Source organism: Pseudomonas nitroreducens NBRC 12694 (genome assembly GCF_002091755.1).
Classification (GTDB): Bacteria; Pseudomonadota; Gammaproteobacteria; order Pseudomonadales; family Pseudomonadaceae; genus Pseudomonas; species Pseudomonas nitroreducens.
Genome location: NZ_BDAI01000001.1, coordinates 527,302 through 551,190, shown reverse-complemented (window position 1 = coordinate 551,190; position 23,889 = coordinate 527,302). Strand labels below are relative to the sequence as shown.

Genomic DNA, 23,889 nt, shown 5'->3' with positions numbered 1-23,889 from the left:
TCTTTGTCCGCACCAATCATCGCGATTGATGCAATGGGTGGGGACTACGGTCCCCACTGCATTGTTCCGGCCTGTATTTCCTTTCTGGCCGAATATGCTTCCCTCCAGCTGGTCCTCGTCGGCCAAGCTCCTCTGCTAGAAGAACACCTGCGTGGCCTCTCTCCGGCCGAGCGCCAGCGTCTTCACATTCATCACGCCAGCGAAATCGTCACGATGGACGAGCGTCCGTCACAGGCGTTGCGTGGCAAGCCCGACTCCTCCATGCGTGTTGCCCTCGAACTGGTTCGGGATGGCAAGGCCCATGCCTGCGTCAGTGCCGGCAATACCGGTGCGCTGATGGCGCTGTCCCGCTACTTGCTCAAGACCCTGCCCGGCATCGACCGCCCGGCGATGGTGACTGCAGTGCCGACGCAGACCGGCCACTGCCATCTGCTCGATTTGGGCGCCAACGTCGACTGCAGCGCCGAGCATCTCTACCAGTTCGCCGTCATGGGCGCCGTGGCGGCGGAAGCGTTGGGCAAGAGCGACCCCAGGGTCGCGCTGCTGAATGTCGGCACCGAAGACATCAAAGGCAACCAGCAGGTGAAGCTGGCGGCCAGCCTTCTGCAGCAGGCGCGCGGTGTGAACTACATCGGCTACATCGAAGGCGATGGCCTGTATCGCGGGTTGGCCGATGTGGTGGTCTGCGACGGCTTCGTCGGCAATATCCTGCTCAAGTCCAGCGAAGGCCTGGCGGCCATGGTGGCGGCGCGTCTGGAGGAACTGTTCAATTCCAGCCTGCCGGCCAAGGCGGTCGGCTTGATGGCGATGCCTTTCCTGCGCCGTCTGCGGGGCGATCTGACGCCGTCCCAGCACAATGGCGCGAGTTTCCTGGGGTTGCAGGGTATCGTGGTAAAGAGTCACGGCAGTGCGAAGGAAGAGGGCATTCAGAGCGCCTTGCGTCGCGCGCTGCTGGAAGTTCGCGAGAATCTGCCCCAGCGGCTGCATGGCCGATTGGAACATCTGCTCTAATGTGTGACCGCGGTCGTCAGACCGTCATCCAACTGTCAGTTCAATGCGCCAGGCTCTCGCCGGCGCTATCCATTTGACGACATAGACAAAAGGGACCTGTTGCAATGTCCGCATCCCTCGCCTTCGTATTCCCCGGTCAAGGTTCGCAGTCGCTCGGCATGCTTGCCGAGCTGGGTGCCCAGCACGCCATCGTGCGCGAAACCTTCGCCGAAGCCTCCGCCGCCCTGGGTTATGACCTCTGGGCCCTGGTCCGGGAGGGCCCTGAAGAGCGCCTGAACCAGACCGACAAGACCCAGCCCGCGATCCTTACGGCCTCCATCGCCCTCTGGCGTCTGTGGCTGGCCGAAGGCGGCGTGCAGCCGGCTTATGTTGCCGGCCATAGCCTGGGCGAATATTCCGCTCTGGTCGCTGCTGGCAGCCTGGCCTTCGCCGACGCGGTAAAGCTGGTCGAACGCCGTGGCCAATTGATGCAGGAAGCTGTTCCCGCCGGTACCGGCGGCATGGCTGCCATTCTCGGCCTGGAAGATGCTGATGTGCTTGCCGCCTGCGCCGAAGCTGCCCAGGGCGAAGTGGTCAGTGCCGTGAATTTCAACGCGCCGGGTCAGGTGGTGATCGCGGGGGCGGCCAAGGCCGTCGAGCGTGCCATCGAGGCTTGCAAGGCGCGCGGGGCCAAGCGTGCCGTGGCGCTGCCGGTCAGCGTGCCGTCGCACTGCGAGCTGATGCGTCCGGCTGCCGAGCGTTTCGCAGAGGCGGTCGAGGCCGTTCAGTGGCAGATGCCGCAGATTGCCCTGGTACAGAACGTCACCGCCCAGGTTCCGGCTGATCTGGCTTCGCTCAAGCGCGACCTGTTGGCGCAGCTGTACAGCCCGGTACGCTGGGTCGAGAGCGTCCAGTTGCTGGCCGAAAAGGGCGTCACTGACCTGGTCGAATGCGGCCCGGGCAAGGTGCTGGCTGGTTTGAACAAGCGTTGCGCGAAGGGCGTAACCACCCATAACCTGGATTCCGCGGACGCCTTTGGCGCGGCTCGCGCGGCTCTGGCTTGAACAGGAGATAAGGCATGAGTCTGCAAGGTAAGGTTGCCCTGGTTACCGGCGCGAGCCGTGGTATCGGCCAGGCCATCGCTCTGGAACTGGGCCGCATGGGCGCCACCGTGGTCGGCACTGCCACCAGCGAGTCCGGCGCGCAGAAGATTTCCGAGTACCTCAAGGAAAACGGTATCCAGGGCTCCGGCATGGTGCTCGATGTGTCCAATGACGAGTCCGTCACCGCCGTAGTCGAGGCCATTCAGAAAGAGTCTGGCGCACCGGCTATCGTCGTCAATAACGCAGGTATCACCCGCGATAACCTGCTGATGCGCATGAAAGACGATGAGTGGTTCGACGTGGTCAACACCAACCTCAACAGCCTCTACCGTCTGTCGAAAGCCGTGCTGCGCGGCATGACCAAGGCGCGCTGGGGTCGCATCATCAATATCGGTTCGGTCGTCGGTGCCATGGGTAATGCCGGGCAGACCAACTACGCGGCGGCCAAGGCCGGTCTGGAAGGCTTCACCCGTGCCCTGGCGCGCGAAGTCGGTTCCCGTGCTATCACTGTCAACGCGGTCGCTCCGGGCTTCATCGACACCGACATGACCCGTGAGTTGCCCGAAGCCCAGCGTGAAGCACTGCTCGGTCAGATTCCGCTGGGTCGACTGGGACAAGCCGAAGAGATCGCCAAAGTGGTAGCATTCCTCGCTTCCGAGGGCGCAGCTTATGTAACGGGTGCCACGGTACCGGTGAATGGCGGAATGTACATGAGCTGATGTGACGAGTTCCTTCGTGGCGATGTCATATGCGCTGTCTAAAGTTCTCCAAGCGTTGTGACGCTGGAATAGGCAGAGCATCTGGATTGCCGGAAGGGGCGTCAGCGTTCAGCTTGAAATGCAGAAATCCCTTTCTATACACTTACCCGCAGCCCAGCTGTACGGATTGTCCATAGGAGTGAAAACAAGGTATGAGCACCATCGAAGAACGCGTCAAGAAGATCGTTGCTGAGCAACTCGGCGTTAAGGAAGAAGAAGTCACCAACAGCGCTTCCTTCGTCGAAGACCTGGGCGCCGACTCCCTTGACACCGTTGAGCTGGTGATGGCTCTGGAAGAGGAATTCGAGACCGAAATCCCCGACGAGCAAGCCGAAAAGATCACCACCGTTCAGGAAGCCATCGACTACATCGTTGCCCACCAGGCATAAGACGTAGTCGTCGGTTCCCCGACGAAAGAAGCCGCACGGCCTGCAAAGGCGTGCGGCTTTTCTTTAACGCCGGCTTCTGCCGGCGTTATTGCCGTGAAACACATGAGAGGAAGTCACAGTGTCGCGTAGACGCGTAGTCATCACTGGCATGGGTATGTTGTCGCCCCTGGGTGTGGATGTGCCGAGCAGTTGGGAAGGCATTCTCGCCGGGCGCAGCGGTATCGCCCCGATCGAACACATGGACCTGTCCGCCTTTGCCACCCGTTTCGGCGGCTCGGTGAAAGGGTTCGACGTCGAGCAATACATGTCCGCCAAGGAAGCTCGCAAACTCGACCTGTTCATCCAGTACGGCCTGGCCGCCAGCTACCAGGCGGTGCGCGATTCCGGCCTGGAAGTCACCGACGCCAACCGGGAGCGCATCGGCGTTGCCATCGGTTCGGGCATCGGCGGTCTGACCAATATCGAAAACACCTGTCGTTCGCTGTTCGAGCAGGGCCCGCGGCGCATCTCGCCGTTCTTCGTGCCCGGTTCGGTCATCAACATGGTTTCCGGGTTCCTGTCGATCAACCTCGGTCTGCAGGGCCCCAACTACGCCATCACCACCGCCTGCACCACCGGCACCCACAATATCGGCATGGCCGCGCGCAACATCGCTTACGGCGACGCTGACGTGATGGTCGCCGGCGGGTCCGAAATGGCGGCCTGTGGTCTTGGCCTGGGCGGCTTCGGTGCCGCACGTGCGCTGTCCACCCGCAACGACGAGCCGACCAAGGCCAGCCGTCCCTGGGACCAGGATCGCGACGGCTTCGTGCTCTCCGACGGCGCAGGTTCCCTGGTGCTGGAGGAACTGGAGCACGCCAAGGCTCGTGGCGCTCGCATCTACGCAGAAATCGTTGGTTTCGGCATGAGCGGCGACGCCTTCCACATGACTGCTCCGCCGGAAGACGGCGCAGGCGCTGCACGCTGCATGAAAGCCGCACTGCGCGATGCCGGCCTGAATCCCGAGCAGGTTGATTACATCAACGCCCACGGCACCTCGACGCCGGCCGGCGATATCGCGGAGATATCCGCGGTGAAGTCGATCTTCGGCGACCACGCCTACAAGCTGTCGATGAGCTCCACCAAGTCGATGACCGGCCACCTGCTGGGTGCTGCCGGCGCGGTCGAGGCGATCTTCAGCGTGCTTGCGCTGCGTGATCAGGTGGCTCCGCCGACCATCAACCTGGATAACCCCAGCGAAGGCTGCGACCTCGACCTGGTCGCCCACCAGGCCAAGGAGCGTCCGATCGACGTCGCCTTGTCCAACTCCTTCGGCTTCGGTGGCACCAACGGTTCCCTGGTGTTCCGCCGGTTCCAGGGCTGATGCTGAGCTGGATCGACGGCCAGAACGCCGAGGTGCTGTCCGCGCGTGATCGCGGACTGGCCTACGGCGACGGGTTGTTCGAGACCATCCGCGTGTCCGCAGGCCTCCCGCGCCTGCTGGCGCGCCATCGGGCAAGACTGGAGGAGGGCGTCAGGCGCCTGTCCCTGCCGGTCTCGCTCGATCTCGTCGAAGATGAAATCCTGCGTTTCTCCACCCTGCTGGGTGATGGTGTCGCCAAGCTGGTGCTGACCCGCGGCGAAGGCGTGCGTGGCTACGCACCGCAGGCCGATGCCCAGGTGCGCCGACTATTGCTGGCCTCGCCTGCGCCGGCTTACCCGGCGAAGAATTGGGAGGAGGGGGTCAGGCTCTTCTCTTGCGCCACCCGCCTGGCCGAGCAGCCACTGCTGGCCGGCCTCAAGCACCTCAATCGCCTGGAGCAGGTCCTGGCTCGCGCCGAATGGAGCGATCCGGCTTTCGCCGAAGGATTGATGCGCGATGTTTCCGGGCGCGTCGTCGAAGGTGTGTTCAGCAACCTGTTCCTCGTGAAGCACGGCGAGTTGATCACCGCAGACCTCGGTCGCTGCGGCGTTGCCGGGGTCATGCGCGCCGAGATCATCGAGCGCGCCCGTAGCCTGGGCCTGCCGGTCATCGTGCGCGACATCGAGCACGGCGAACTGGCGGACGCCGACGAGGTCTTTCTCTGCAACAGTCTCTACGGTATCTGGCCGGTGCTCGGCGTGGCCGAGTTCACTTGGCCGGTCGGGCCCCTGACCCGTAAACTGCAGGGCCAACTCCGCGAACTTCTGGATTCCTGATACGTGATGCGCAAATTGCTGGTGCTGCTGGAAGGCGGCCTGCTGCTGGCCGGGCTCATGCTGGGCCTGGCGGCCTGGGAGCAGCAGCGTGCGCTGCAGCAGCCGCTCCAGCTCACCGAAGAGCGCCTGCTGGATGCTCCCAGCGGCGCCACCCCCGGTCGTCTGCTGACCCGCCTGGAGGACGAGGACGTCCTGCACGGCGGCTTCTGGCTTCGTCTGTACTGGCGCTTCAACCTGGCGGGCGAGGCGCTGCACAGCGGTGAATACCGCCTGACGCCCGGCATGACTGCCGCCCAGTTGCTCGATCTGTGGCGCGAGGGCGACGTCGTGCAGTACGGCCTGACCCTGGTCGAGGGCTGGAACTTCCATCAGGTCCGCGACTTGCTCGCCCGCCAGCCCAAGCTGGACCAGACTCTGAACGGCCTCAGCGACGCCGACGTGATGGCCAGGCTGGGCAAGCCCGGCGTATTCCCCGAGGGCCGCTTCTTCCCCGACACCTACCGCTTCGTCCGTGGCACCAAGGACGTCGATATCCTCAAGCATGCCTACCAGCGCATGGAGACCATTCTCGCCGAGGAGTGGGACAAGCGCGGCGAGGACCTGCCCTACAAGGACTCGTACCAGGCGCTGATCATGGCCTCGCTGGTGGAGAAGGAAACCGGCGTACCCCAGGAGCGCGGCCAGATCGCGGGCGTTTTCGTGCGCCGCCTGCAGAAGAACATGCTGTTGCAGACTGACCCGACCGTCATCTACGGCATGGGCGAGCGCTATGCCGGCAAGATCACCCGGGCCGACCTGCGCACGCCAACGCCCTACAACACCTATGTGGTCGCCGGCCTGCCGCCGACGCCCATCGCGCTGCCCGGTCGCGAGGCAATCCACGCTGCGCTGAACCCGGTGCCGGGACAGAGCCTGTACTTCGTCGCCCGTGGCGATGGCAGCCACACCTTCTCCGACAACCTCGACGATCACAACAAGGCCGTCCAGGAATTCCAGATCAAGCGCCGCGCCGACTACCGTTCCAGCCCGGCGCCCGTTCCGTCGCCGGCGCAGACGCCGGACGAAGACGCTCCCGCCGCAGATACCCCTGCAGCGCAGTAGCCCGACAACACAAGGAGTGAGCCGAGTGACCGGCCTGTTCATCACCCTGGAAGGCCCCGAAGGCGCGGGCAAGAGCACCAATCGCGAGTACCTGGCCGAGCGCCTGCGCGAACGCGGTATCGAGGTCCAGCTGACCCGCGAGCCAGGCGGTACGCCGCTGGCCGAGCGCATCCGCGAGCTGCTGCTGGACCCGAGCGATGAAAAGATGGCAGTCGATACCGAACTGCTGCTGGTCTTTGCCGCCCGCGCACAGCACATCGCCGGGGTTATCCGCCCGGCCCTGGAGCGCGGCGCCGTGGTGCTCTGCGATCGCTTCACGGACGCCACCTACGCCTATCAGGGCGGCGGTCGTGGTCTGCCGGTGGAGCGCATCGCCCAGTTGGAAAGCTTCGTCCAGGGCAGCCTGCGCCCGGACCTGACCCTGGTGTTCGACCTGCCGGTGGAAATCGGCCTGTCCCGCGCAGCTGCCCGCGGTCGCCTGGACCGCTTCGAGCAGGAGGGGCGCGCCTTCTTCGAGGCGGTGCGCAATACCTACCTGGATCGCGCCCGCGCCGAGCCTGCGCGCTATCACATCCTCGATGCGGCGCAGACGCTGCCCGAGGTGCAGCGCGACCTGGATGGCCTGCTGCCGATCCTGCTGGAGCGCCTCAATGGCTGACATCTATCCCTGGCAGCAGGGCCTCTGGCAGCAGCTCAGCAGCCGCCCGCGCCATGCCCATGCCTATCTGCTTCACGGGCCGGCCGGTATCGGCAAGCGTGTGCTGGCGGAGAATCTGGTGCACTTCCTGCTGTGCCAGCAACCCGCGGGCGGCAAAGCATGCGGCCATTGCAAGGCCTGCCAGTTGCTCGCCGCCGGCACCCACCCGGATTTCTTCCTGCTGGAACCGGAGGAGCCGGAGAAACCCATTCGGGTCGATCAGGTTCGCGAGCTGGTGGGCTTCGTGGTGCAGACCGCGCAGTTGGGCGGGCGCAAGGTGGTGCTGCTGGAGCCGGCCGAGGCCATGAACCTCAATGCCGCCAACGCCCTGCTGAAAAGCCTGGAAGAGCCTTCCGGCGATACCGTGCTGCTGCTCATCAGCCACCAGCCCAGCCGGCTGTTGCCGACCATCAAGAGCCGCTGTGTGCAACAGGCTTGCCCGCAGCCTTCTGCCGAGCAGGCCCGTGCCTGGCTGGCGGGTACTCTGCCGGCCGAGCCGGTGGAGGCGTTGGACGAGTTGCTGGTGCTCGCTGGCGGATCACCGCTGACCGCGCTGCGACTGCAGGGCCACGGCGTGCGCGAGCAGCGCGCACAAGTGGTCGAAGGGGTGAAGAAGCTGCTCAAGCAGCAGGTTGCCCCAGGTCAGCTGGCCGAAAGCTGGAATGCTGTACCTTTGCCACTATTGTTCGACTGGTTCTGCGACTGGTCGCTGTTGATCCTGCGTTACCAGTTGGCTCGGGACGAAGAGGGCCTTGGCCTCGCCGACATGCGCAAGGTCGTGCAGTATCTCGCCGAAAAGTCGACACAGCCCAAGGTGCTGGCCATGCAGGACTGGCTGCTGCTGCAACGGCAGAAAGTCCTCAATAAAGCCAACCTCAACCGTGCCTTGCTTCTCGAAGCCTTGCTCGTACAGTGGGCAAGTCTCCCTGGGCCGGGCTAGAATCCGGCCATCGGAAAAATCTGCCAGGATAGCTGAATGAGCTTGCCACCAAATCTGGGTCCGCGTAACGGAATCCTGTCCTTGACCATCAAGGACAAATCCGTGCTGTATGCCGCCTACATGCCGTTCATTCGCAACGGCGGGCTGTTCATTCCGACCAACAAGACCTACAAGCTGGGCGATGAGGTCTTCATGCTGCTCAACCTGATGGACGAGCCGGAAAAGATCCCGGTCGCCGGCAAGGTGGTCTGGATTACTCCTCGCGGAGCGCAGGGCAACCGTGCCGCCGGCATTGGCGTGCAGTTCAACGACGGTGACAACACCGCGCGCAACAAGATCGAGACCTATCTCGCCGGCGCGCTGAAGTCGGATCGCCCGACCCATACCATGTAGCTCATCCCCTGTAGAATTAGCAGCCTGTACAGGCTGCAAACACGGAGCGCCCTGAGGGGCGCTTCGTCATTTCCCGGAGAAGGTTTTCATGCTCGTCGATTCCCACTGCCACCTCGATCGTCTCGATCTCGCCGCCCACGACGGATCACTGGATGCCGCGCTGAACGCTGCCCGTGCGCGCGGTGTCAGCCAGTTCCTGTGCATCGGCGTGAGTGCGGACAATGCCAGGGCGGTGAAGGATCTGGCTGATCGCTATGCCGACGTGCATTGCTCGGTCGGCGTCCACCCGCTTGACCTGGAGCCGGGCGCCGCGCCGGCGCTGGACTGGCTGCTGGGTGAGTTGAACCATCCGCGCGTGGTGGCCATCGGCGAGACCGGCCTGGACTATCACTACGAGCCCGAGGCCGCCGAGCTGCAGCAGGAGGCCTTCCGCCTGCACCTTGAGGCCGCCAAGGTGACCGGCAAGCCGGTCATCGTGCATACCCGCGAAGCCCGCGCCGATACCCTGGCGTTGCTGCGCGAGGCAGCGCTGCCGCAGGCCGGTGTGCTGCATTGCTTCACCGAAGACTGGGAGATGGCCAAGGCGGCGCTGGATATTGGCTTCTATATCTCGCTGTCGGGCATCGTCACCTTCCGCAATGCCGAGCAATTGCGCGAAGTGGCGCGACAGGTGCCGGTGGACCGCCTGCTGGTGGAAACCGATTCGCCCTATCTCGCGCCGGTGCCCCATCGCGGCAAACCGAACCTTCCCGAATACGTGCGCGAGGTGGCCGAGTACCTGGCCGTGTTGCGTGGGGTGAGTTTCGAAACGCTGGCCGAGCAGACCACTGCGAATTTCCGCCGGCTGTTCCCCCTCGCCTGCTGATGGTCCGTGCGCGGACAGCTTTCCCGCGCGCAAAAAAAACCCGGGTTCTGGGGGATGAATCCGGGTCAAGACCATTAGGAGTTTAACAATAAGGTACGCGATCCTCGGTACCTTCACCGGCGGAGCACTTGGGGGGAGATGCCGCGCGCCGGTATCTACAAGTATTGGTCAAGATGCCGCGCTTGCCACAGGGTGCCCGGTGTTTTTTAAACGGATTTGGAATACATCACACCGGGCTGAGCAGCTTTCTCGGCCGCGCCTGCATTATTGCCCCGCCAAAGCCCCGATCAACGCCAGGGTCTCCTCGATGACCGCTTCGCTGGTGTAGAAGTGCGGCGACAAGCGGATACCGGCGCCGCGCTGGATGCACACCACCTGCTCCGCGCGCAAACGCTCCAGCAGGCGGATATTGTCCCAGCCGGCCAGGCTGAACGTCAGGATGCCGGCGCGACGGTCAGGCTCCAGCGGGCTGTGCAGTGAGGCGCCGTTGATGCGGCCCAGGCCCTCGTGCAGTTGCTGGACGCGCGTCTGCACCAACTCGCCGACCGAAGCCATGCCGACCTCTTCCAGCAGGCCAAGGCTGGCGTCCAATGCCACGGCGCCGAGCATGTTCGGGCTGCCGCACTCGAAGCGGCGAGCACTGCGCGCCGGTTGCCAGCCGGCGAGGTCGTAGTTGCCGGCGTTTTCCAGCATGTGCCAACCGTATTCCTGCAGCGCCAGTTGCTCGCGTTCGGCGGCGCGGCAATAGAACACACCCAGGCCTTCCGGGCCGAGCATCCATTTGTGCCCGTCGGCCATGGCGAAGGCGCAGTCGTAGGCCTGCACGTCGAAGGGCAGGGCGCCCAGTTGCTGGATGGCGTCGATGCAATACAGCACGCCGCGCTGGCGGCAGCCGGTCCCGAGGCGCTCGAGGTCCATGCGCAGGCCGCTGGCGTACTGCACGGCACTGATGGAGAGCAGGCGCGTGCGCGGTGAGCAGGCGGCCAGCAGGTCGCCTTCGGGATCATCGCCGTCCAGGCTCACCTGGATGACTTCCACCCCACGTGGTTTGAGTGCTTCCCAGACGACCCGGTTGGAGGGGAATTCCTGATCGCTGATCACCACCTGGTCGCCGGCGCGCCAGTCCAGGCCAAAAGCGACGAAGGACAGCGCCTCGGACGTGTTCTTCACCAGGGCGATATCGCCGGTGGTCCGGGCATTCACCAGGCGCATCAGGCGTTCGCGCAGGCGCTTCTCGATGGTCAGCCAGCGCGGATAGTCGCGGGCACCCAACAGGATGTTCTCCTGGGCAAACGCCGTGACGGCGTCTGCGGCGCGCTTGGGCCAGGGCGCGACCGCTGCGTGGTTCAGGTAGCGCAGGCCGGGTTGTTGGGGAAACTCGGAAGAAAAGCTAATCATGTCGGATGATCCGTGCAATTTGGCGCTGAATAGGCATAATACGCGGCTTCGAATTTTGACTATTTTTGACCGAACAGTCTTTTTATGCAGAAAGAGCCGCGCAAGGTTCGCGAATTCCGTCGTCGCGAACAGGAAATCCTCGACACCGCCCTCAAGCTGTTCCTTGAGCAGGGCGAAGACAGTGTCACGGTCGAAATGATCGCCGATGCCGTGGGTATCGGCAAAGGCACCATCTACAAGCACTTCAAGTCCAAGGCGGAGATCTACCTGCGCCTGATGCTGGACTACGAGCGCGATCTGGCCGACCTGTTCCACTCCGAAGACGTCGCCCGCGACAAGGAGCGCCTGTCGCGCGCCTACTTCGAGTTCCGCATGCGCGATCCGCAGCGCTACCGCCTGTTCGACCGCCTGGAAGAGAAGGTGGTGAAGACCAGCCAGGTCCCGGAGATGGTCGAGGAGCTGCACAAGATCCGCGAATCCAACTTCGAGCGCCTGAGCCAGCTGATCAAGGAACGCATCGCGGCGGGCAAGCTGGAAGACGTCCCGGCCTACTTCCACTACTGCGCGGCCTGGGCGCTGGTACATGGCGCCGTGGCGCTGTACCACTCGCCGTTCTGGCGCGATGTGCTGGAGGATCAGGAGGGCTTCTTCCAGTTCCTCATGGACATCGGCGTGCGCATGGGCAACAAGCGCAAGCGCGACGGCGATACGCCGGCCGCCTGAGTCGCCATTCGCGCGATTCATCGTCGCGGTTGCGACAGGGCTCCCGGCGCCGGTGGGGATATACTTGCATGAGTGATCGCCACCGGAGCCGAGCATGATCGTCGACCGCCAGGGCAGGCGCTTCCGCAATCTTCGCGTGAGCCTGACCGCCGCCTGCAACTACGCCTGCACCTATTGCGTGCCGGACGGCAAACGTCTGGTCGCGGCGCAGGACGAGCTGTCGGCGGAATCCCTGGTGCGCGGGGTCGCCTACCTGATCGAGTCCGCCGGCATCGAGCGTCTGCGCGTCACCGGTGGCGAACCGTTGGTCAGTCCGAAGCTCGATGCCTTCCTGCATGGCGTCAGCCGTCTCGGGCTGCAGGACATCGCCATCACCACCAACGGACAGCTGCTGTCGAAGAAGCTGCCGCTGCTGCTGGATTGCGGCATCCGCCGCCTCAACGTTTCCCTCGATACCCTGGATGCCGATGCCTTCCGGCGCATTGCCCGTGGCGGCGATCTGGCCACGGTCCTCAAGGGGCTCGACGAGGCCCGCGCGGCCGGCCTGAAGATCAAGCTCAACATGGTCCCGCTACGCGGGCAGAACCTCGACCAGGTCGTGCCGCTGCTGGACTACTGCCTGGAGCACGGCTTCGAGCTGCGCTTCATCGAGCTGATGCGCATGGGCCACCTGGCCCATGACCCGAACGGCTTCCACCGGCAGTTCGTCAGCTTGCAGGAGCTGCTGGAGCTCATCGGCGAACGCCATCCCTATATCCAGGCCGATGCGCCGGTGGATGCCACGGCCATTCGCTATGAAGTGCCGGGGCAGGGCTATTTTGGCGTAATCGCCAACGAAAGCGTGCCGTTCTGCCGGACCTGCTCGCGTCTGCGCCTGTCTTCCACCGGTTGGCTGCATGGCTGCCTGTCGTCGAGCAACCGCCATTACGTCGGCGACCTGCTGGACAAGCCGCGCCACCAGGCGCTTCCCGCCTTGCAGCGGTTGCTGGTGAGTGCCCTGGCGGACAAGCAGGAAGTCGCCTTCTCCGGCGGCGCCACCATCATGAAGATCATCGGCGGCTGAGATCGCCCTCAAGACCTGATTAGCCCATGCCCAACGAATTCCCCATTTCCTATATCGAGCCGGTGTTCCGGCCGCCGAGCGAGGCACACTCGCTCATTCTTCCCGTCACCAACGGCTGTTCCTGGAACCAGTGCGGCTTCTGTGAGATGTATACCCAGCCGCAGAAGAAATTCCGCGCCCGCGACGAGGCCGAGGTACTGGAGGAGATTCGCCGCTGTGGCGAGCGCCTGATCGTCCAGCGGGTGTTCCTCGCCGATGGCGATGCGCTGGTGTTGCCGACTCGGCGCCTGCTCAACATCCTCCGTGCGATCCGCGAGCACCTGCCCGAGGTGGACCGCGTCTCCAGTTACTGCCTGCCGCGCAACCTGCGCAAGAAGTCGGTGGAGGAGCTGAAGGAATTGGCGGACGCCGGTCTGCGCATGGCCTACGTGGGCGCCGAATCCGGCGACGACGAAGTGCTTGCGCGGGTGAACAAGGGCGAGACCTACGCCTCGACGCTGGATGCATTGCAGAAGCTGGGAGAGGCGGGGATCAAGCGCTCGGTAATGGTCCTCAACGGCCTGGGCGGCAGCACCCTGAGCGCCCAGCACGCCGACAACTCAGCGCGATTGATGAATGAGGCGCAGCCGGAATTCCTGTCGACTCTGGTGGTGAGCTTTCCCACTGGCGAAGAACGCTATCGCCAGGGCTTCCCGGATTTCCAGCCGTTATCGCAGGCCGAATTGTTCATCGAAGTCGAGCGCCTGCTGAACGGTCTGGAGCTTAGCGACACGGTGTTCCGCAGCGATCACGCATCCAACTACCTGGTGCTCAAGGGCACGCTGGGGAAGGACAAGGCGAAGCTGCTCGCCCAGGTCCGCCAGGCCATCGAGCAGCCGCAGCGTGCGCAGCTGCGCCAGGAATGGCAGCGCGGCCTGTGATGGCGCGGAAGCTGCATTGCCTGTCCGAATGCCGGTTTTTCGTCGCCGGCTCCGGAGACATTGCATGCGCCAACTGATACTGACCCTTGCCTTCGCTGCCCTGGGCGGCTGCATGAGCCCCAACGACCTGGCTGACGGCACCGATTATTACCTGCGCGACGCGGGCTTCCTCGACCACAGCCAGACTCGCCGGACGACCAACTGGCGGCTGCAGCAGGACTCCTTCATCTATATCGCTCAGGGGCCGTTCGTGCCGCCGGGCCATCCGTATGCACGGCCCAATGTGGTGGCAGAGGAGGCGTTCGACGGTTTCGTCGAGTACTTCCCGCTGGTGCGCCGAGCCAAGAGTCCGCTGGGCCTGGAAGGTGCGATGCAGGAAGCGCGCGCAGCGGGCGCCAATTATCTGCTGTATACGCGCTTTGCCCGTGGGGAGGACAATGTCGGCACTTACGAGCAGTACGAAGACACCGATAACGCCGTGGGCCGTGACCGCAGCGTGATTCAGGTGATGCTGATCGAGACCGACAACCGCTACCTGGTGGACAGCGCCACCATCCGCAGTCGCGGCGGTTTTCTGACATTCTATGATGCCAAACCCGAGGACCTGATAGGGCGGCCGCTGGAAGACTATGCCCGCAGCCTGCTCGGGGTGAAGACGCGAGAGGAGTACCAATGACCGACCCAGGCAAAGCCGGCGATCTGCTGGCGCAGATTCCCGCCAGCAAGGACAAGGGGCTGCCGCCGGTGCACCTGTGGAACCCTGATTGCTGTGGCGATATCGACATGCGCATCGCCCGCGACGGCACCTGGTATTACCTGGGCACGCCGATCGGGCGCAAGCCGATGGTGCGGCTGTTCTCCACCATCATCCGCCGCGATGGCGACGACTATTTCCTGGTCACTCCGGTGGAGAAGTGCGGAATCACCGTCGATGACGCGCCTTTCGTCGCCGTTACCCTGGCCGTCGAAGGGGAGGGCGAACAGCAGGTGTTGCGCTTCACCACCAATGTCGAGGATGAGGTGGTGGCCGACGCCGCGCATCCGATCCGCGTGGAGCTCGATCCGCAGACCCAGGAGCCGTCGCCCTACGTGCTGGTGCGGGTGAACCTGGAGGCGCTGATCCACCGCAACGTCTTCTACCAGTTGGTAGAGCTGGCGGTTCCCCGCGAGATCGATGGAGTTGAGTGGCTGGGAGTGTGGAGTTCCGGCGAGTTCTTCGCCATCGCGCCGCAGCCGTGACCGGTTGGTCTGAACGCGGCCAGTAGTCCCTGTCCTTCATCGCTACAAGTACTTAGCTTGCAAAGAAAAAGGCTCCCGAGGGAGCCTTTTCTGTTACCGCCAACGCCTTACATGTTGGGGTAGTTCGGACCGCCGGTGCCTTCCGGGGCCACCCAGGTGATGTTCTGGGCCGGGTCCTTGATGTCGCAGGTCTTGCAGTGCACGCAGTTCTGCGCGTTGATCTGGAAGCGCTTGCTGCCGTCGTCGTTGCTCACGACTTCGTACACGCCAGCCGGGCAGTAACGCTGCGCGGGCTCGTCGTAGAGCGGCAGGTTCTTCTCGATCGGGGTGTTCGGGTCGGCCAGCTTCAGGTGGATCGGCTGGTCTTCCTCGTGGTTGGTGTTGGACAGGAACACCGAGGACAGCTTGTCGAAGCTGAGTTTGCCGTCCGGTTTGGGATAGTCGATCTTCGGCGCTTCGCTGGCCTTCTTCAGGGTCGCGTAGTCCGGCGTCGTATCGTGCAGAGTGAACGGAAGCTTGCCGCCGAAGATGTTCTGGTCGATGAAGTTGAACGCACCGCCACCGATGGCGCCGAACTTGTGCATCGCCGGGCCGAAGTTGCGGCTGCTGAACAGCTCGTCATACAGCCAGCTGCCCTTGAAGGCATCGACGTAGTTGGTCAACTCGTCACCGCCTTCACGGCCGGCGAACAGGGCTTCGGCAACCGAGTCGGCGGCCAGCATGCCGGACTTCATCGCGGTGTGGCTGCCCTTGATCTTGGCGAAGTTCAGGGTGCCCAGGTCGCAGCCGATCAGCGCGCCGCCCGGGAAGACCATCTTCGGCAGCGAGTTCAGGCCGCCCTTGCAGATGGCGCGAGCGCCGTAGGCCACGCGCTTGCCGCCTTCCAGGTACTGCTTGATCACCGGGTGGTGCTTGTAGCGCTGGAACTCGTCGAACGGCGACAGGTGCGGGTTGGTGTAGGACAGGTCGATGATCAGGCCGACCACCACCTGGTTGTTCTCCAGGTGATAGAGGAAGGAGCCGCCCGGGTTGTCGTCGTTCAGCGGCCAGCCGGCGGTGTGCACCACCAGGCCCTGCTCGTGCTTGGCCGGGTCGATGTCCCAGATTTCCTTGATGCCGATACCGTAGTGCTGGGCGTCGGCTTCGCTGTCGAGCTTGTACTTCTTGATCAGCTGTTTGCCGATGTGGCCACGGCAGCCTTCGGCGAACAGGGTGTACTTGGCGCGCAGTTCCATGCCCGGGGTGTAGTAACCCTCCTTCGGATTGCCTTCGCGGTCGACGCCCAGGTCACCGGTGACAATGCCGCGCACCACGCCATTCTCGTCGATCAGCGCTTCCTGGGCGGCGAAGCCCGGGTAGATCTCGACGCCCAGGCCTTCGGCCTGCTGGGCCAGCCAGCGGCACAGGTTGCCCAGGGAGATGATGTAGTTGCCTTCGTTGTGCATGGTCTTGGGCACGAAGAAGTTCGGCACCTTGGCCGCCGCCTCAGGGCTCTTCAGCACATAGATGTCGTCGCGTTTGACGGGGGTGTTCAGCGGCGCTTCGAGTTCCTTCCAGTTGGGGAACAGCTCGTTCAGCGCGCGGGGCTCGAACACGGCGCCCGAGAGGATGTGGGCGCCCACTTCGGAACCCTTCTCGACCACACAGACGCTGATTTCCTGACCGGCGTCGGCGGCCTTCTGCTTCAGTCGGCAGGCGGCGGACAGACCGGCAGGGCCGGCGCCGACGATGACGACGTCGAATTCCATAAATTCGCGTTCCACTATCGATCTCTCCTGAATCAAGGCTCTGGGCATTTTGTAGGTATTGGGATGGGCGTGCCCCCACCCAGTAAGAGCGGGGCGCATTATAGCTAGACCTGTTGCTATATCTAAACCCTTTATCGAGGGCAATACAAACGTTTGTTTGAATCGCGCGTAACCCTGATAGAATCGGGGTCCGCGGCTTATGAAGGGGTATTTTCGTGTATTGACCCGCCCGGTCGATGCGGTCAAGATACCTGCGGTTTTGCGGTCGCGTTGCGCTGGATGTAGTCGCAGATGGCGTGCACTACCGGCCAGGCCTGTCTGGCGACATTCCTATTCACCGGAGAAAAACGAGGAATCCATGAAGGTTCTTGTAGCTGTCAAACGAGTGGTTGACTATAACGTCAAGGTCCGCGTCAAGGCGGACAACTCCGGCGTCGATCTCGCCAACGTCAAGATGTCCATGAACCCCTTCTGCGAAATCGCCGTGGAAGAGGCCGTACGCCTGAAAGAGAAAGGCGTCGTCACCGAGATCGTTGCGGTCTCCGTCGGCCCGACCGCTGCCCAGGAGCAACTGCGTACTGCGCTGGCTCTGGGTGCAGATCGCGCCATCCTCGTTGAAACCAACGAAGAGCTGAGCTCCCTGGCCATCGCCAAGTCGCTGAAAGCCCTGGTCGACAAAGAGCAGCCGCAGCTGGTCATCCTCGGCAAGCAGGCCATCGACAGCGACAACAACCAGACCGGCCAGATGCTGGCCGCGCTGACCGGCTACGCGCAAGGCACCTTCGCCTCCAAGGTCGAAGTCGCTGGCGACAAGGTCAACGTCACCCGTGAAATCGACGGCGGCCTGCAGACCGTTGCCCTGAACCTGCCGGCCATCGTCACCACCGACCTGCGCCTGAACGAGCCGCGCTACGCGTCGCTGCCCAACATCATGAAAGCGAAGAAAAAGCCGCTGGACGTGGTGACCCCGGACGCCCTGGGCGTTTCCACCACTTCCACCGTGAAGACCGTGAAAGTCGAAGCGCCGGCTGCCCGTAGCGCCGGCATCAAGGTCAAGTCCGTTGCCGAACTGGTCGAGAAACTGAAGAACGAGGCGAAAGTAATCTGATGGCTATCCTGGTAATCGCTGAGCACAACAACGGCGCACTGGGCGCTGCCACTCTGAACACTGTTGCTGCTGCGCAGAAGATCGGTGGTGACATCGCCGTGCTGGTCGCTGGCCAGAATGTCGGTGGCGTGGCTGAAGCCGCTGCCAAGATCGCTGGTGTTTCCAAGGTGCTGGTCGCCGACAACGCCGCCTACGCTCACCAGCTGCCGGAGAACGTAGCTCCGCTGATCGCTGAGCTGGGCAAGGGCTACAGCCACGTGCTGGCCGCAGCCACCACCAACGGCAAGAACTTCCTGCCGCGCGTTGCCGCCCTGCTGGACGTCGACCAGATCTCCGAGATCATCGAAGTCGTCAGCGCCGACACCTTCAAGCGCCCGATCTACGCCGGTAACGCCATCGCTACCGTGCAGTCCTCGGCCGCCGTCAAGGTCATCACCGTGCGTGGCACCGGCTTCGACGCCGTTGCTGCCGAAGGTGGCTCCGCCGCTGTTGAAGCCGTTTCCGGCCCGGCCGATGCCGGCAAGTCCGCCTTCGTCGGCGAAGAGCTGGCCAAGTCCGACCGTCCGGAACTGACCGCTGCCAAGATCGTCGTTTCCGGCGGCCGTGGCATGGGCAATGGCGACAACTTCAAGATCCTCTACTCCCTGGCTGACAAGCTGGGCGCTGCCGTCGGCGCTTCCCGCGCCGCGGTCGACGCCGGCTTCGTGCCGAACGACATGCAGGTCGGCCAGACCGGCAAGATCGTTGCTCCGCAGCTGTACGTGGCCGTCGGCATTTCCGGCGCCATCCAGCACCTGGCGGGCATGAAGGATTCGAAAGTGATCGTGGCGATCAACAAGGACGAAGAGGCACCGATCTTCCAGGTCGCCGACTACGGCCTGGTCGCCGACCTGTTCGAAGCCGTACCGGAGCTGGAAAAGGCCGTCTAAGCCTTTTTCGCTCGATGAAGGAACCCGCTCCCGTAGCGGGTTCTTTCATTTCAGGGCCTTGATTTTCCTCCGGAAAGAACTATTTCGCCGTGCGGGTGACCCATTGGTCACGAATCTTTGCCGAGAAGTCCACGGGCGAAGGTGTCTCATCTACAATGCGCGTCGTCTTCAGTTCCTGAACGTGTTTCAACGACACCTGCTACCGAGGTTTTCATGATCATCAAACCGCGCGTGCGTGGCTTCATCTGCGTCACTACCCACCCGACCGGCTGTGAAGCCAACGTCAAGGAACAGATCGAGTACGTCGAGGCGCATGGCCCCATCGCCAACGGTCCGAAGAAGGTCCTGGTCATCGGTTCCTCCACCGGCTATGGCCTGGCCGCGCGCATCAGCGCCGCCTTTGGCGCCAGCGCCGATACCCTGGGTGTGTTCTTCGAGCGTCCGGGCAGTGAAACCAAGGCGGGCACCGCCGGCTGGTACAACTCCGCTGCCTTCGAGAAGTTCGCCAAGGCCAAGGGCCTGTATGCGCGCAGCATCAATGGTGACGCTTTCTCCGATGAAGTGAAGAAAGTCACCATCGACACCATCAAGCAGGACCTGGGCAAGGTCGACCTGGTGGTCTACAGCCTGGCCGCGCCGCGCCGTACCCATCCGAAGACCGGCGAAGTCTTCAACTCCGTGCTCAAGCCGGTCGGCAAGACCGTGAACTTCCGTGGGCTGGACACCGACAAGGAAGTGATCAAGGAAAGCGTGATGGAACCGGCCACCGAGGCCGAGATCGCCAACACCGTAGCGGTGATGGGCGGTGAAGACTGGCAGATGTGGATCGATGCGCTGCAGGAGGCCGGTGTCCTGGCCGACGGCGCCAAGACCACTGCCTTCACCTACCTGGGCGAAGAGATCACTCACGATCTGTACTGGAACGGCTCCATCGGCGCCGCCAAGAAGGACCTGGACCAGAAAGTCCTGGGTATTCGTGAAAAACTGGCTGCCACTGGTGGTGATGCCCGCGTTTCCGTGCTGAAGGCCGTGGTCACCCAGGCCAGCTCGGCCATCCCGATGATGCCGCTGTACCTGTCGCTGCTGTTCAAGGTGATGAAGGAGAAGGGCACCCACGAAGGCTGCATCGAGCAGGTCGACGGCCTGTTCCGTGAGAGCCTGTACGGCGCTGAGCCGCATCTGGACGCCGATGGTCGCCTGCGCGCGGACTACAAGGAACTGCAGCCGGACGTGCAGAACACCGTGAAGGACCTGTGGAACAAGGTGACCAACGAGAACCTGTACCAACTGACCGACTTCACCGGCTACAAGACCGAGTTCCTGCGCCTGTTCGGCTTCGAGATCGCCGGCGTGGACTACGAGCAGGACGTCAACCCGGACGTGCAGATTCCGAATCTGATCCAGCTCTGAGTTCGCATCAGCAGAAACGGCGCCCGAGGGCGCCGTTTTTGTTTGCCGCCGGCGATCAGTTCGCCGCAGTGACGGGGCCGTGGCTCTGTTTGAGGAAATCCAGGTAAAAGCGTGCGGTTTCCTCGGGGCGCTCGATCATCGGCACATGGCCACAATCGCGCAGGATGGCGATGCTGGGCTTCTTCAGCAGCGGTTTCATCACGTCGATGCTGGAAACGTCCAGTACGCGGTCGCGATCGCCCCACAGCAGCAGGGTGGGTGCGGAAATCTTCGGCAGCTCCGGTTCCAGCGGGATATAGCGTTCACGCAACTGCTGGAAGACCATGCCGTTGAAGGCGCTGCGCTGCAGTGAGCGCTCGGCCAGGTAATCGCGCAGGCGCCCCGGCAGCGGCGGCGGCTGCACGAAGACGAAGTCGAGCAGGGCGGGGAAGTCCTCCACCGAGCGCAGCACCAGCGGATTGTCGCCTTTGAGCAGGCGCTCGAACAGTTCGCTCGGGTGCGGCGCCGTCACGCCGGCGTTGTCGAACAGCCCGACCGACAGCACCTCCTGCGGATGTCGGGCGGCCAGCAGCGCGGCGATGTGCCCGCCCATGGAGTTTCCAACCACGTGGAAACGGCCGATGCCCTGCTCGCGCATGAAGTCGGCCAGGCGCTCTGCCTGGGTGCCGACATCGTAGCTGATGTTCGCAGGCTTGCTGCTATCGCCGAAGCCAGGCAGGTCGACGGCGATGACGTGGTAGTCCTGGGTGAGGAAGCGGGCGAAGCGCGGCCAGTTGCTCTTGTCGGCGCCGAAGCCGTGGATCAGCAGGATAGTCTGGGCCTTTTCCGGGCCTCCCTCGTAATAGGCGATGTCCAGGTTGTCGACCTGCAGGCTGTTGGTCGAGAGCCGGGCACGGGCGCTTTCGACGTATTGCGCAGTGGCCAGCAGCGTGGAGGGAAAGGCATACAGAACGCCTGCGGCGACAGCAATCAGCAGGAGAAGGGCCAGAAGGGCTTTCTTCATGAGAAGTCCTTATTACCAAATCGGGGCGGTGTGCTTTACGCTAGCATTTTGCGGCTCTAAGCAGGGCCTTACCTTCTTCTGGTGAGTGAGACTACCGATGCCTGATTGCTCCACGTTGATCCGTGCGGCGCTGTTGCTGGTGACTTTCTCCATCCCGTTGGCCGGTTTCGCGGCCGGCAAGTGCGAGCGCCTGGTGGCCACCGGCAATCCGGAATACCCACCTTACCTATGGCGCGACCCGGCGCAGCCGGAACGGCTGATCGGTGCCAATGCCGACCTGCTGGAGCAGATCGGTAAGGCCATCGGGGTGAACATCCGGGTGATCTACACCGGCTCCTGGGCGCGAGCGCAGGAAGAAGCGCGGCTGGGTCGGGTCGACCTGATCGCTGGCGCATTTCTAACGCCGGAGCGTCTGGAAACCATGGACTATATCCATCCGGCTTTTCTCACCACCGACAACGTCGTCTGGATGCGCAGGGATGCCGTCGTGGCCTACAGCGGCCGTGACGATCTGAAGGGCCTGAAGGGCGGAACCCTGGTGAACAACAGCTTCGGCGCGGATTTCGACACTTTCGCCAAGGAACAATTGACGTTGGAGGAAGTGCCCAGCCTGACCCAGGCGTTCCAGAAGCTGCTGCTCAAACGCTCGGATTATGTGATCTACGAGCACTATCCCGGCCTCGCGGTCGCCGATACCCTCGGCATGGCCGATGATCTGCAGCCGCTGGAACCGCCGATCTCCAGCGAGGGTCTGTACCTGACAGTCGCGCACAACTCGGCTTGCAACGACCCGTGGCTGCGCGGACAACTGGCGAAAAAAATGACAGAATTGACGGCCGCCGGAGTCCCGCAGCGCCTGCTGCAGGACAACCTGGCCCGCTGGAAGGCCCAGCAACTTCGGCCTGCCAGCACTCCCACCGAGTAGGACAATAGATTTCGTGATCAATCGACGGATGATGGTCGCCGGCCTGGCTTTGTTAGCAGTGGCCGGCTGTGCGACGAACGACCCGGCACCCAACGAGCAGATGCGCCTCACCGAACAGGCGCTGGAACAGGCCAAAGCCGTGGGTGCGACCGATGACGTGGCCGAACTCAAGCTCGCCGAGGACAAGTACCAGGCCGCCAAGGGCGCCCTGGCGGTCGGCTCGAACAAGAAGGCCCGGCAACTGGCCGAACAGGCTGAACTCGATGCCCGCCTGTCCGAGGCCAAGGAGCTGACACGCAAGAGCGCCGAGCAACTGGCCGAGCAGAGCAAGAGCATCAACCGCCTGCGTAAACAGTTGGGGGAAGTGCAATGACTTCCCTGCAACTGTTGCGTCTGGCTGCACTGTCGAGTGCCGTCCTGCTGGCCGGTTGCGCCAACAGCCAGCTCAGCGAGAAATCCCTGGAGCAGGCCCGCCAGCAGTTCCAGGCGGTGAAGGAAGACTCCGCCGTGCTGCGCAGCGCGCCCAAGGACGTGATCCGTGCCGGCGAGTCGCTGGCCCGTGCCGAGCGCCTGTCCAACTACTGGGGCAGCAGCGACGACGTCCTCCAGTACTCCTACCTCAGCCAGCGCTACAGCGAGATTGCCCGCGAGCACAGCAACCTGACGCTGAATCAGGAGCGCCTGGCCAAGCAGCAGATGGAGCGCGAACGCCTGCAACTGGCGATGCGCGAAGCCCGCCTGCTGGGCGTGCAGGAGCAGAGCAAGTGGCTGGAGCAGCAGATGGTCAGCCTGGCGACCAACGAAACCGAGCGCGGCCTTGTGCTGACCCTGGGGGACGTGCTGTTCGACAGCGGCGAAGCCGACCTGAAGCCCGCGGCCAACCGCACTGTGCTCAAGCTGGTGCAGTTCCTCCAGCTCAACCCGCGGCGGGTCATCCGCATCGAGGGCTACACCGACGCCGAAGGCGACCGCGAGCAGAATCTGCAGCTGTCGAAGGATCGTGCGCAGGCTGTGGCGGATGCGCTGACCGACCTGGGGGTGGACCAGAAGCGCGTCCAGGTACAAGGCTATGGCGAGGCCTATCCGATCTCGGACAACGCTTCGTCGCTGGGGCGCGCGCAGAACCGCCGGGTGGAGATCGTGTTCTCCGACGAGAAGGGCCAGCTCGGCGCCGAACGCTGATCCGACTCGCAATATCCCGTCACAGGAAAACCCCGGAAGCCTCGGCTCCGGGGTTTTTCATCAGGGGCATCTCGAAATCTTTCGAGTGGCAGCTTGGCGAAAATGGCCGGGTGCGACTAATCCCCTCAGGGGAGCTGTAAACGAGAGAATGTGATGTCATCGGAAAAGAAGCTTTTCAATGTAATCGTGGCGGATCCGCAACCGATGATCGGTTGGGGCCTTGAACGCTATCTGCTGGAGCGCGAGCTGGCGCAGGTGAAAGCCTTCGTCAGCGACACCGATAGCCTGCTGGATGTCCTCACTGCCCATCCCGAGGTCGACCTGGCCATCGTCGAGCTGGCGCTGCCCGGCGCCCGCGGTCGCGATGGGGTGCACCTGATCGAATGGCTGCAGCGCCACTATCCCCACGTGCCGGTGCTGGTCTACTCGGTCATGGGCGCACCGCTGCTGGCCAGCGCAGCGGTGAAATGCGGTGCAGTGGGCTATGTCTGCAAGCGCAACCCGCTGAGCCTGCTGGACGACGCCTTCGCCCGTATCCGCAAGGGCGAGACCTATATAGACCCGATGCTGCGGCCCCCCCGGCATACCGGCAAACCGTTGAGCCCGACGGAAATCGACATCATCCGCCGTTTGGCCCATGGCGCCACGGTGGGCGAGATCGCCGAACGGACCAATCGGAGTGTCTCCACCATCAGTACCCACAAGCGCAACGCCATGCAGAAGCTCGGCCTGACCACCGATGCGCAACTGGTGGTGGCGGGTTTGCTGGACTGGCTCGGGGAGATCTGAGCGCAGAGGACAGCGCAACTGTATCGGACGGAATGCTG

At 63.5% G+C, this 23,889-nt stretch carries 26 protein-coding genes; 23 read left to right on the top strand and 3 right to left on the bottom strand.

Annotation, left to right across the window (positions count from 1 at the left end; all coding sequences use genetic code 11):
* The first annotated feature begins 3 nt into the window (after nt 1–3).
* The 11 genes from plsX (at nt 4) to PNI01S_RS02515 (ending at nt 9,414) form a co-directional block, all read left to right on the top strand.
* Nucleotides 4–1,011 carry a phosphate acyltransferase PlsX gene (gene plsX / locus PNI01S_RS02565; RefSeq protein ID WP_081754008.1) on the top strand — a complete coding sequence of 336 codons (1,008 nt, stop codon included), beginning with the start codon at nt 4–6 and terminating at the stop codon, nt 1,009–1,011.
* Between the two features lie 104 nt (nt 1,012–1,115).
* Nucleotides 1,116–2,054, top strand: a complete 939-nt coding sequence (fabD, locus tag PNI01S_RS02560) for an ACP S-malonyltransferase (protein ID WP_084357373.1) — start codon at nt 1,116–1,118, stop codon at nt 2,052–2,054.
* Nucleotides 2,055–2,068: 14 nt separating this feature from the next.
* The gene (gene fabG / locus PNI01S_RS02555; protein ID WP_037014455.1) at nt 2,069–2,812 is read left to right on the top strand and encodes a 3-oxoacyl-ACP reductase FabG; all 744 of its coding nucleotides are present in this window, start codon (nt 2,069–2,071) and stop codon (nt 2,810–2,812) included.
* 191 nt (nt 2,813–3,003) lie between these two features.
* Nucleotides 3,004–3,240, top strand: a complete 237-nt coding sequence (acpP, locus tag PNI01S_RS02550; RefSeq protein WP_015477931.1) for an acyl carrier protein — start codon at nt 3,004–3,006, stop codon at nt 3,238–3,240.
* Nucleotides 3,241–3,358: 118 nt separating this feature from the next.
* Nucleotides 3,359–4,603 (top strand): beta-ketoacyl-ACP synthase II, encoded by a 1,245-nt coding sequence (fabF, locus tag PNI01S_RS02545; protein ID WP_024764480.1) that lies wholly within the window; start codon nt 3,359–3,361, stop codon nt 4,601–4,603.
* Nucleotides 4,603–5,418, top strand: a complete 816-nt coding sequence (pabC, locus tag PNI01S_RS02540) for an aminodeoxychorismate lyase (protein WP_084357372.1) — start codon at nt 4,603–4,605, stop codon at nt 5,416–5,418. Before fabF ends, pabC begins: the two co-directional genes overlap by 1 nt.
* 6 nt (nt 5,419–5,424) lie before the next feature.
* Nucleotides 5,425–6,519: an endolytic transglycosylase MltG gene (gene mltG, locus PNI01S_RS02535; protein ID WP_084357371.1), complete on the top strand. Its 1,095-nt coding sequence runs from the start codon at nt 5,425–5,427 to the stop codon at nt 6,517–6,519.
* A 25-nt stretch (nt 6,520–6,544) separates the two neighbouring features.
* A complete protein-coding gene (tmk, locus tag PNI01S_RS02530; protein ID WP_024764482.1) occupies nt 6,545–7,177 on the top strand; it encodes a dTMP kinase in 633 nt (210 codons plus the stop codon).
* Complete coding sequence (locus PNI01S_RS02525; RefSeq protein ID WP_024764483.1) at nt 7,170–8,156, top strand: DNA polymerase III subunit delta'; 987 nt, start codon at nt 7,170–7,172, stop codon at nt 8,154–8,156. The genes tmk and PNI01S_RS02525 overlap by 8 nt, the downstream gene beginning before the upstream one ends.
* A 36-nt stretch (nt 8,157–8,192) precedes the next feature.
* On the top strand, nt 8,193–8,549 hold the full coding sequence (locus PNI01S_RS02520) for a PilZ domain-containing protein (RefSeq protein ID WP_024764484.1): 357 nt from the start codon (nt 8,193–8,195) through the stop codon (nt 8,547–8,549).
* Between the two features lie 88 nt (nt 8,550–8,637).
* Entirely contained in the window at nt 8,638–9,414 is a 777-nt protein-coding gene (locus tag PNI01S_RS02515; RefSeq protein ID WP_024764485.1) for a TatD family hydrolase, read from the top strand.
* A gap of 264 nt (nt 9,415–9,678) precedes the next feature.
* Here PNI01S_RS02515 and PNI01S_RS02510 read toward each other — a convergent pair whose 3' ends face one another.
* Complete coding sequence (locus tag PNI01S_RS02510) at nt 9,679–10,812, bottom strand: aminotransferase class V-fold PLP-dependent enzyme (protein ID WP_084357370.1); 1,134 nt, start codon at nt 10,810–10,812, stop codon at nt 9,679–9,681.
* Between the two features lie 84 nt (nt 10,813–10,896).
* On the opposite strand from PNI01S_RS02510, the gene PNI01S_RS02505 reads away from it, so the two are divergent.
* The 5 genes from PNI01S_RS02505 to PNI01S_RS02485 all read left to right on the top strand — a co-directional run bounded on the left by PNI01S_RS02505 (nt 10,897) and on the right by PNI01S_RS02485 (nt 14,757).
* Nucleotides 10,897–11,535: a TetR/AcrR family transcriptional regulator gene (locus tag PNI01S_RS02505; RefSeq protein WP_017517621.1), complete on the top strand. Its 639-nt coding sequence runs from the start codon at nt 10,897–10,899 to the stop codon at nt 11,533–11,535.
* A gap of 94 nt (nt 11,536–11,629) precedes the next feature.
* Nucleotides 11,630–12,598 (top strand): GTP 3',8-cyclase MoaA, encoded by a 969-nt coding sequence (locus tag PNI01S_RS02500; RefSeq protein ID WP_065084910.1) that lies wholly within the window; start codon nt 11,630–11,632, stop codon nt 12,596–12,598.
* A 26-nt stretch (nt 12,599–12,624) separates the two neighbouring features.
* Complete coding sequence (locus PNI01S_RS02495; protein ID WP_024764487.1) at nt 12,625–13,518, top strand: radical SAM protein; 894 nt, start codon at nt 12,625–12,627, stop codon at nt 13,516–13,518.
* Between the two features lie 64 nt (nt 13,519–13,582).
* On the top strand, nt 13,583–14,194 hold the full coding sequence (locus PNI01S_RS02490) for a DUF4823 domain-containing protein (protein WP_084357369.1): 612 nt from the start codon (nt 13,583–13,585) through the stop codon (nt 14,192–14,194).
* Complete coding sequence (locus tag PNI01S_RS02485; protein WP_037014435.1) at nt 14,191–14,757, top strand: DUF1285 domain-containing protein; 567 nt, start codon at nt 14,191–14,193, stop codon at nt 14,755–14,757. The genes PNI01S_RS02490 and PNI01S_RS02485 overlap by 4 nt, the downstream gene beginning before the upstream one ends.
* Before the next feature lie 107 nt (nt 14,758–14,864).
* On the opposite strand, the gene PNI01S_RS02480 is transcribed toward PNI01S_RS02485, so the two are convergent.
* Nucleotides 14,865–16,553 carry an electron transfer flavoprotein-ubiquinone oxidoreductase gene (locus PNI01S_RS02480; protein ID WP_128082525.1) on the bottom strand — a complete coding sequence of 563 codons (1,689 nt, stop codon included), beginning with the start codon at nt 16,551–16,553 and terminating at the stop codon, nt 14,865–14,867.
* A gap of 310 nt (nt 16,554–16,863) precedes the next feature.
* Between PNI01S_RS02480 and PNI01S_RS02475 the strand changes: the two genes are divergently transcribed.
* The 3 genes from PNI01S_RS02475 (at nt 16,864) to fabV (ending at nt 19,952) form a co-directional block, all read left to right on the top strand.
* Nucleotides 16,864–17,613: an electron transfer flavoprotein subunit beta/FixA family protein gene (locus PNI01S_RS02475; RefSeq protein ID WP_024764491.1), complete on the top strand. Its 750-nt coding sequence runs from the start codon at nt 16,864–16,866 to the stop codon at nt 17,611–17,613.
* Complete coding sequence (locus PNI01S_RS02470; RefSeq protein WP_024764492.1) at nt 17,613–18,542, top strand: electron transfer flavoprotein subunit alpha/FixB family protein; 930 nt, start codon at nt 17,613–17,615, stop codon at nt 18,540–18,542. The genes PNI01S_RS02475 and PNI01S_RS02470 overlap by 1 nt, the downstream gene beginning before the upstream one ends.
* A gap of 213 nt (nt 18,543–18,755) precedes the next feature.
* Nucleotides 18,756–19,952 carry an enoyl-ACP reductase FabV gene (gene fabV / locus PNI01S_RS02465; RefSeq protein ID WP_037008805.1) on the top strand — a complete coding sequence of 399 codons (1,197 nt, stop codon included), beginning with the start codon at nt 18,756–18,758 and terminating at the stop codon, nt 19,950–19,952.
* A gap of 55 nt (nt 19,953–20,007) precedes the next feature.
* Here the strand turns inward: fabV and PNI01S_RS02460 are convergent, their stop codons facing one another.
* Entirely contained in the window at nt 20,008–20,955 is a 948-nt protein-coding gene (locus PNI01S_RS02460; protein ID WP_084357368.1) for an alpha/beta fold hydrolase, read from the bottom strand.
* A 97-nt stretch (nt 20,956–21,052) separates the two neighbouring features.
* Here PNI01S_RS02460 and PNI01S_RS02455 point away from each other — a divergent pair, with 97 nt between their 5' ends.
* The 4 genes from PNI01S_RS02455 to PNI01S_RS02440 all read left to right on the top strand — a co-directional run bounded on the left by PNI01S_RS02455 (nt 21,053) and on the right by PNI01S_RS02440 (nt 23,851).
* Nucleotides 21,053–21,880, top strand: a complete 828-nt coding sequence (locus PNI01S_RS02455) for a substrate-binding periplasmic protein (protein ID WP_084357367.1) — start codon at nt 21,053–21,055, stop codon at nt 21,878–21,880.
* 28 nt (nt 21,881–21,908) lie between these two features.
* Complete coding sequence (locus tag PNI01S_RS02450) at nt 21,909–22,253, top strand: DUF4398 domain-containing protein (protein ID WP_051445633.1); 345 nt, start codon at nt 21,909–21,911, stop codon at nt 22,251–22,253.
* Entirely contained in the window at nt 22,250–23,062 is an 813-nt protein-coding gene (locus PNI01S_RS02445) for an OmpA family protein (RefSeq protein WP_084357366.1), read from the top strand. Before PNI01S_RS02450 ends, PNI01S_RS02445 begins: the two co-directional genes overlap by 4 nt.
* Before the next feature lie 153 nt (nt 23,063–23,215).
* Nucleotides 23,216–23,851, top strand: a complete 636-nt coding sequence (locus PNI01S_RS02440) for a response regulator (protein WP_024764498.1) — start codon at nt 23,216–23,218, stop codon at nt 23,849–23,851.
* Nucleotides 23,852–23,889: the final 38 nt, after the last annotated feature.

Bases quoted from the DNA above. Each gene is read 5' to 3' on its own strand.
- PNI01S_RS02475 (WP_024764491.1), top strand. From the start codon at position 16,864: ATGAAGGTTCTTGTAGCTGTCAAACGAGTGGTTGACTATAACGTCAAG.
- fabV (WP_037008805.1), top strand. From the start codon at position 18,756: ATGATCATCAAACCGCGCGTGCGTGGCTTCATCTGCGTCACTACCCAC.
- PNI01S_RS02455 (WP_084357367.1), top strand. From the start codon at position 21,053: ATGCCTGATTGCTCCACGTTGATCCGTGCGGCGCTGTTGCTGGTGACT.
- PNI01S_RS02470 (WP_024764492.1), top strand. From the start codon at position 17,613: ATGGCTATCCTGGTAATCGCTGAGCACAACAACGGCGCACTGGGCGCT.
- PNI01S_RS02440 (WP_024764498.1), top strand. From the start codon at position 23,216: ATGTCATCGGAAAAGAAGCTTTTCAATGTAATCGTGGCGGATCCGCAA.
- mltG (WP_084357371.1), top strand. From the start codon at position 5,425: ATGCGCAAATTGCTGGTGCTGCTGGAAGGCGGCCTGCTGCTGGCCGGG.
- PNI01S_RS02445 (WP_084357366.1), top strand. From the start codon at position 22,250: ATGACTTCCCTGCAACTGTTGCGTCTGGCTGCACTGTCGAGTGCCGTC.
- pabC (WP_084357372.1), top strand. From the start codon at position 4,603: ATGCTGAGCTGGATCGACGGCCAGAACGCCGAGGTGCTGTCCGCGCGT.
- PNI01S_RS02490 (WP_084357369.1), top strand. From the start codon at position 13,583: ATGCGCCAACTGATACTGACCCTTGCCTTCGCTGCCCTGGGCGGCTGC.
- acpP (WP_015477931.1), top strand. From the start codon at position 3,004: ATGAGCACCATCGAAGAACGCGTCAAGAAGATCGTTGCTGAGCAACTC.
- PNI01S_RS02510 (WP_084357370.1), bottom strand. From the start codon at position 10,812: ATGATTAGCTTTTCTTCCGAGTTTCCCCAACAACCCGGCCTGCGCTAC.
- PNI01S_RS02495 (WP_024764487.1), top strand. From the start codon at position 12,625: ATGCCCAACGAATTCCCCATTTCCTATATCGAGCCGGTGTTCCGGCCG.
- PNI01S_RS02485 (WP_037014435.1), top strand. From the start codon at position 14,191: ATGACCGACCCAGGCAAAGCCGGCGATCTGCTGGCGCAGATTCCCGCC.
- PNI01S_RS02460 (WP_084357368.1), bottom strand. From the start codon at position 20,955: ATGAAGAAAGCCCTTCTGGCCCTTCTCCTGCTGATTGCTGTCGCCGCA.
- PNI01S_RS02480 (WP_128082525.1), bottom strand. From the start codon at position 16,553: ATGCCCAGAGCCTTGATTCAGGAGAGATCGATAGTGGAACGCGAATTT.
- fabG (WP_037014455.1), top strand. From the start codon at position 2,069: ATGAGTCTGCAAGGTAAGGTTGCCCTGGTTACCGGCGCGAGCCGTGGT.
- PNI01S_RS02525 (WP_024764483.1), top strand. From the start codon at position 7,170: ATGGCTGACATCTATCCCTGGCAGCAGGGCCTCTGGCAGCAGCTCAGC.
- PNI01S_RS02515 (WP_024764485.1), top strand. From the start codon at position 8,638: ATGCTCGTCGATTCCCACTGCCACCTCGATCGTCTCGATCTCGCCGCC.
- PNI01S_RS02500 (WP_065084910.1), top strand. From the start codon at position 11,630: ATGATCGTCGACCGCCAGGGCAGGCGCTTCCGCAATCTTCGCGTGAGC.
- PNI01S_RS02505 (WP_017517621.1), top strand. From the start codon at position 10,897: ATGCAGAAAGAGCCGCGCAAGGTTCGCGAATTCCGTCGTCGCGAACAG.
- PNI01S_RS02520 (WP_024764484.1), top strand. From the start codon at position 8,193: ATGAGCTTGCCACCAAATCTGGGTCCGCGTAACGGAATCCTGTCCTTG.
- fabD (WP_084357373.1), top strand. From the start codon at position 1,116: ATGTCCGCATCCCTCGCCTTCGTATTCCCCGGTCAAGGTTCGCAGTCG.
- PNI01S_RS02450 (WP_051445633.1), top strand. From the start codon at position 21,909: ATGATGGTCGCCGGCCTGGCTTTGTTAGCAGTGGCCGGCTGTGCGACG.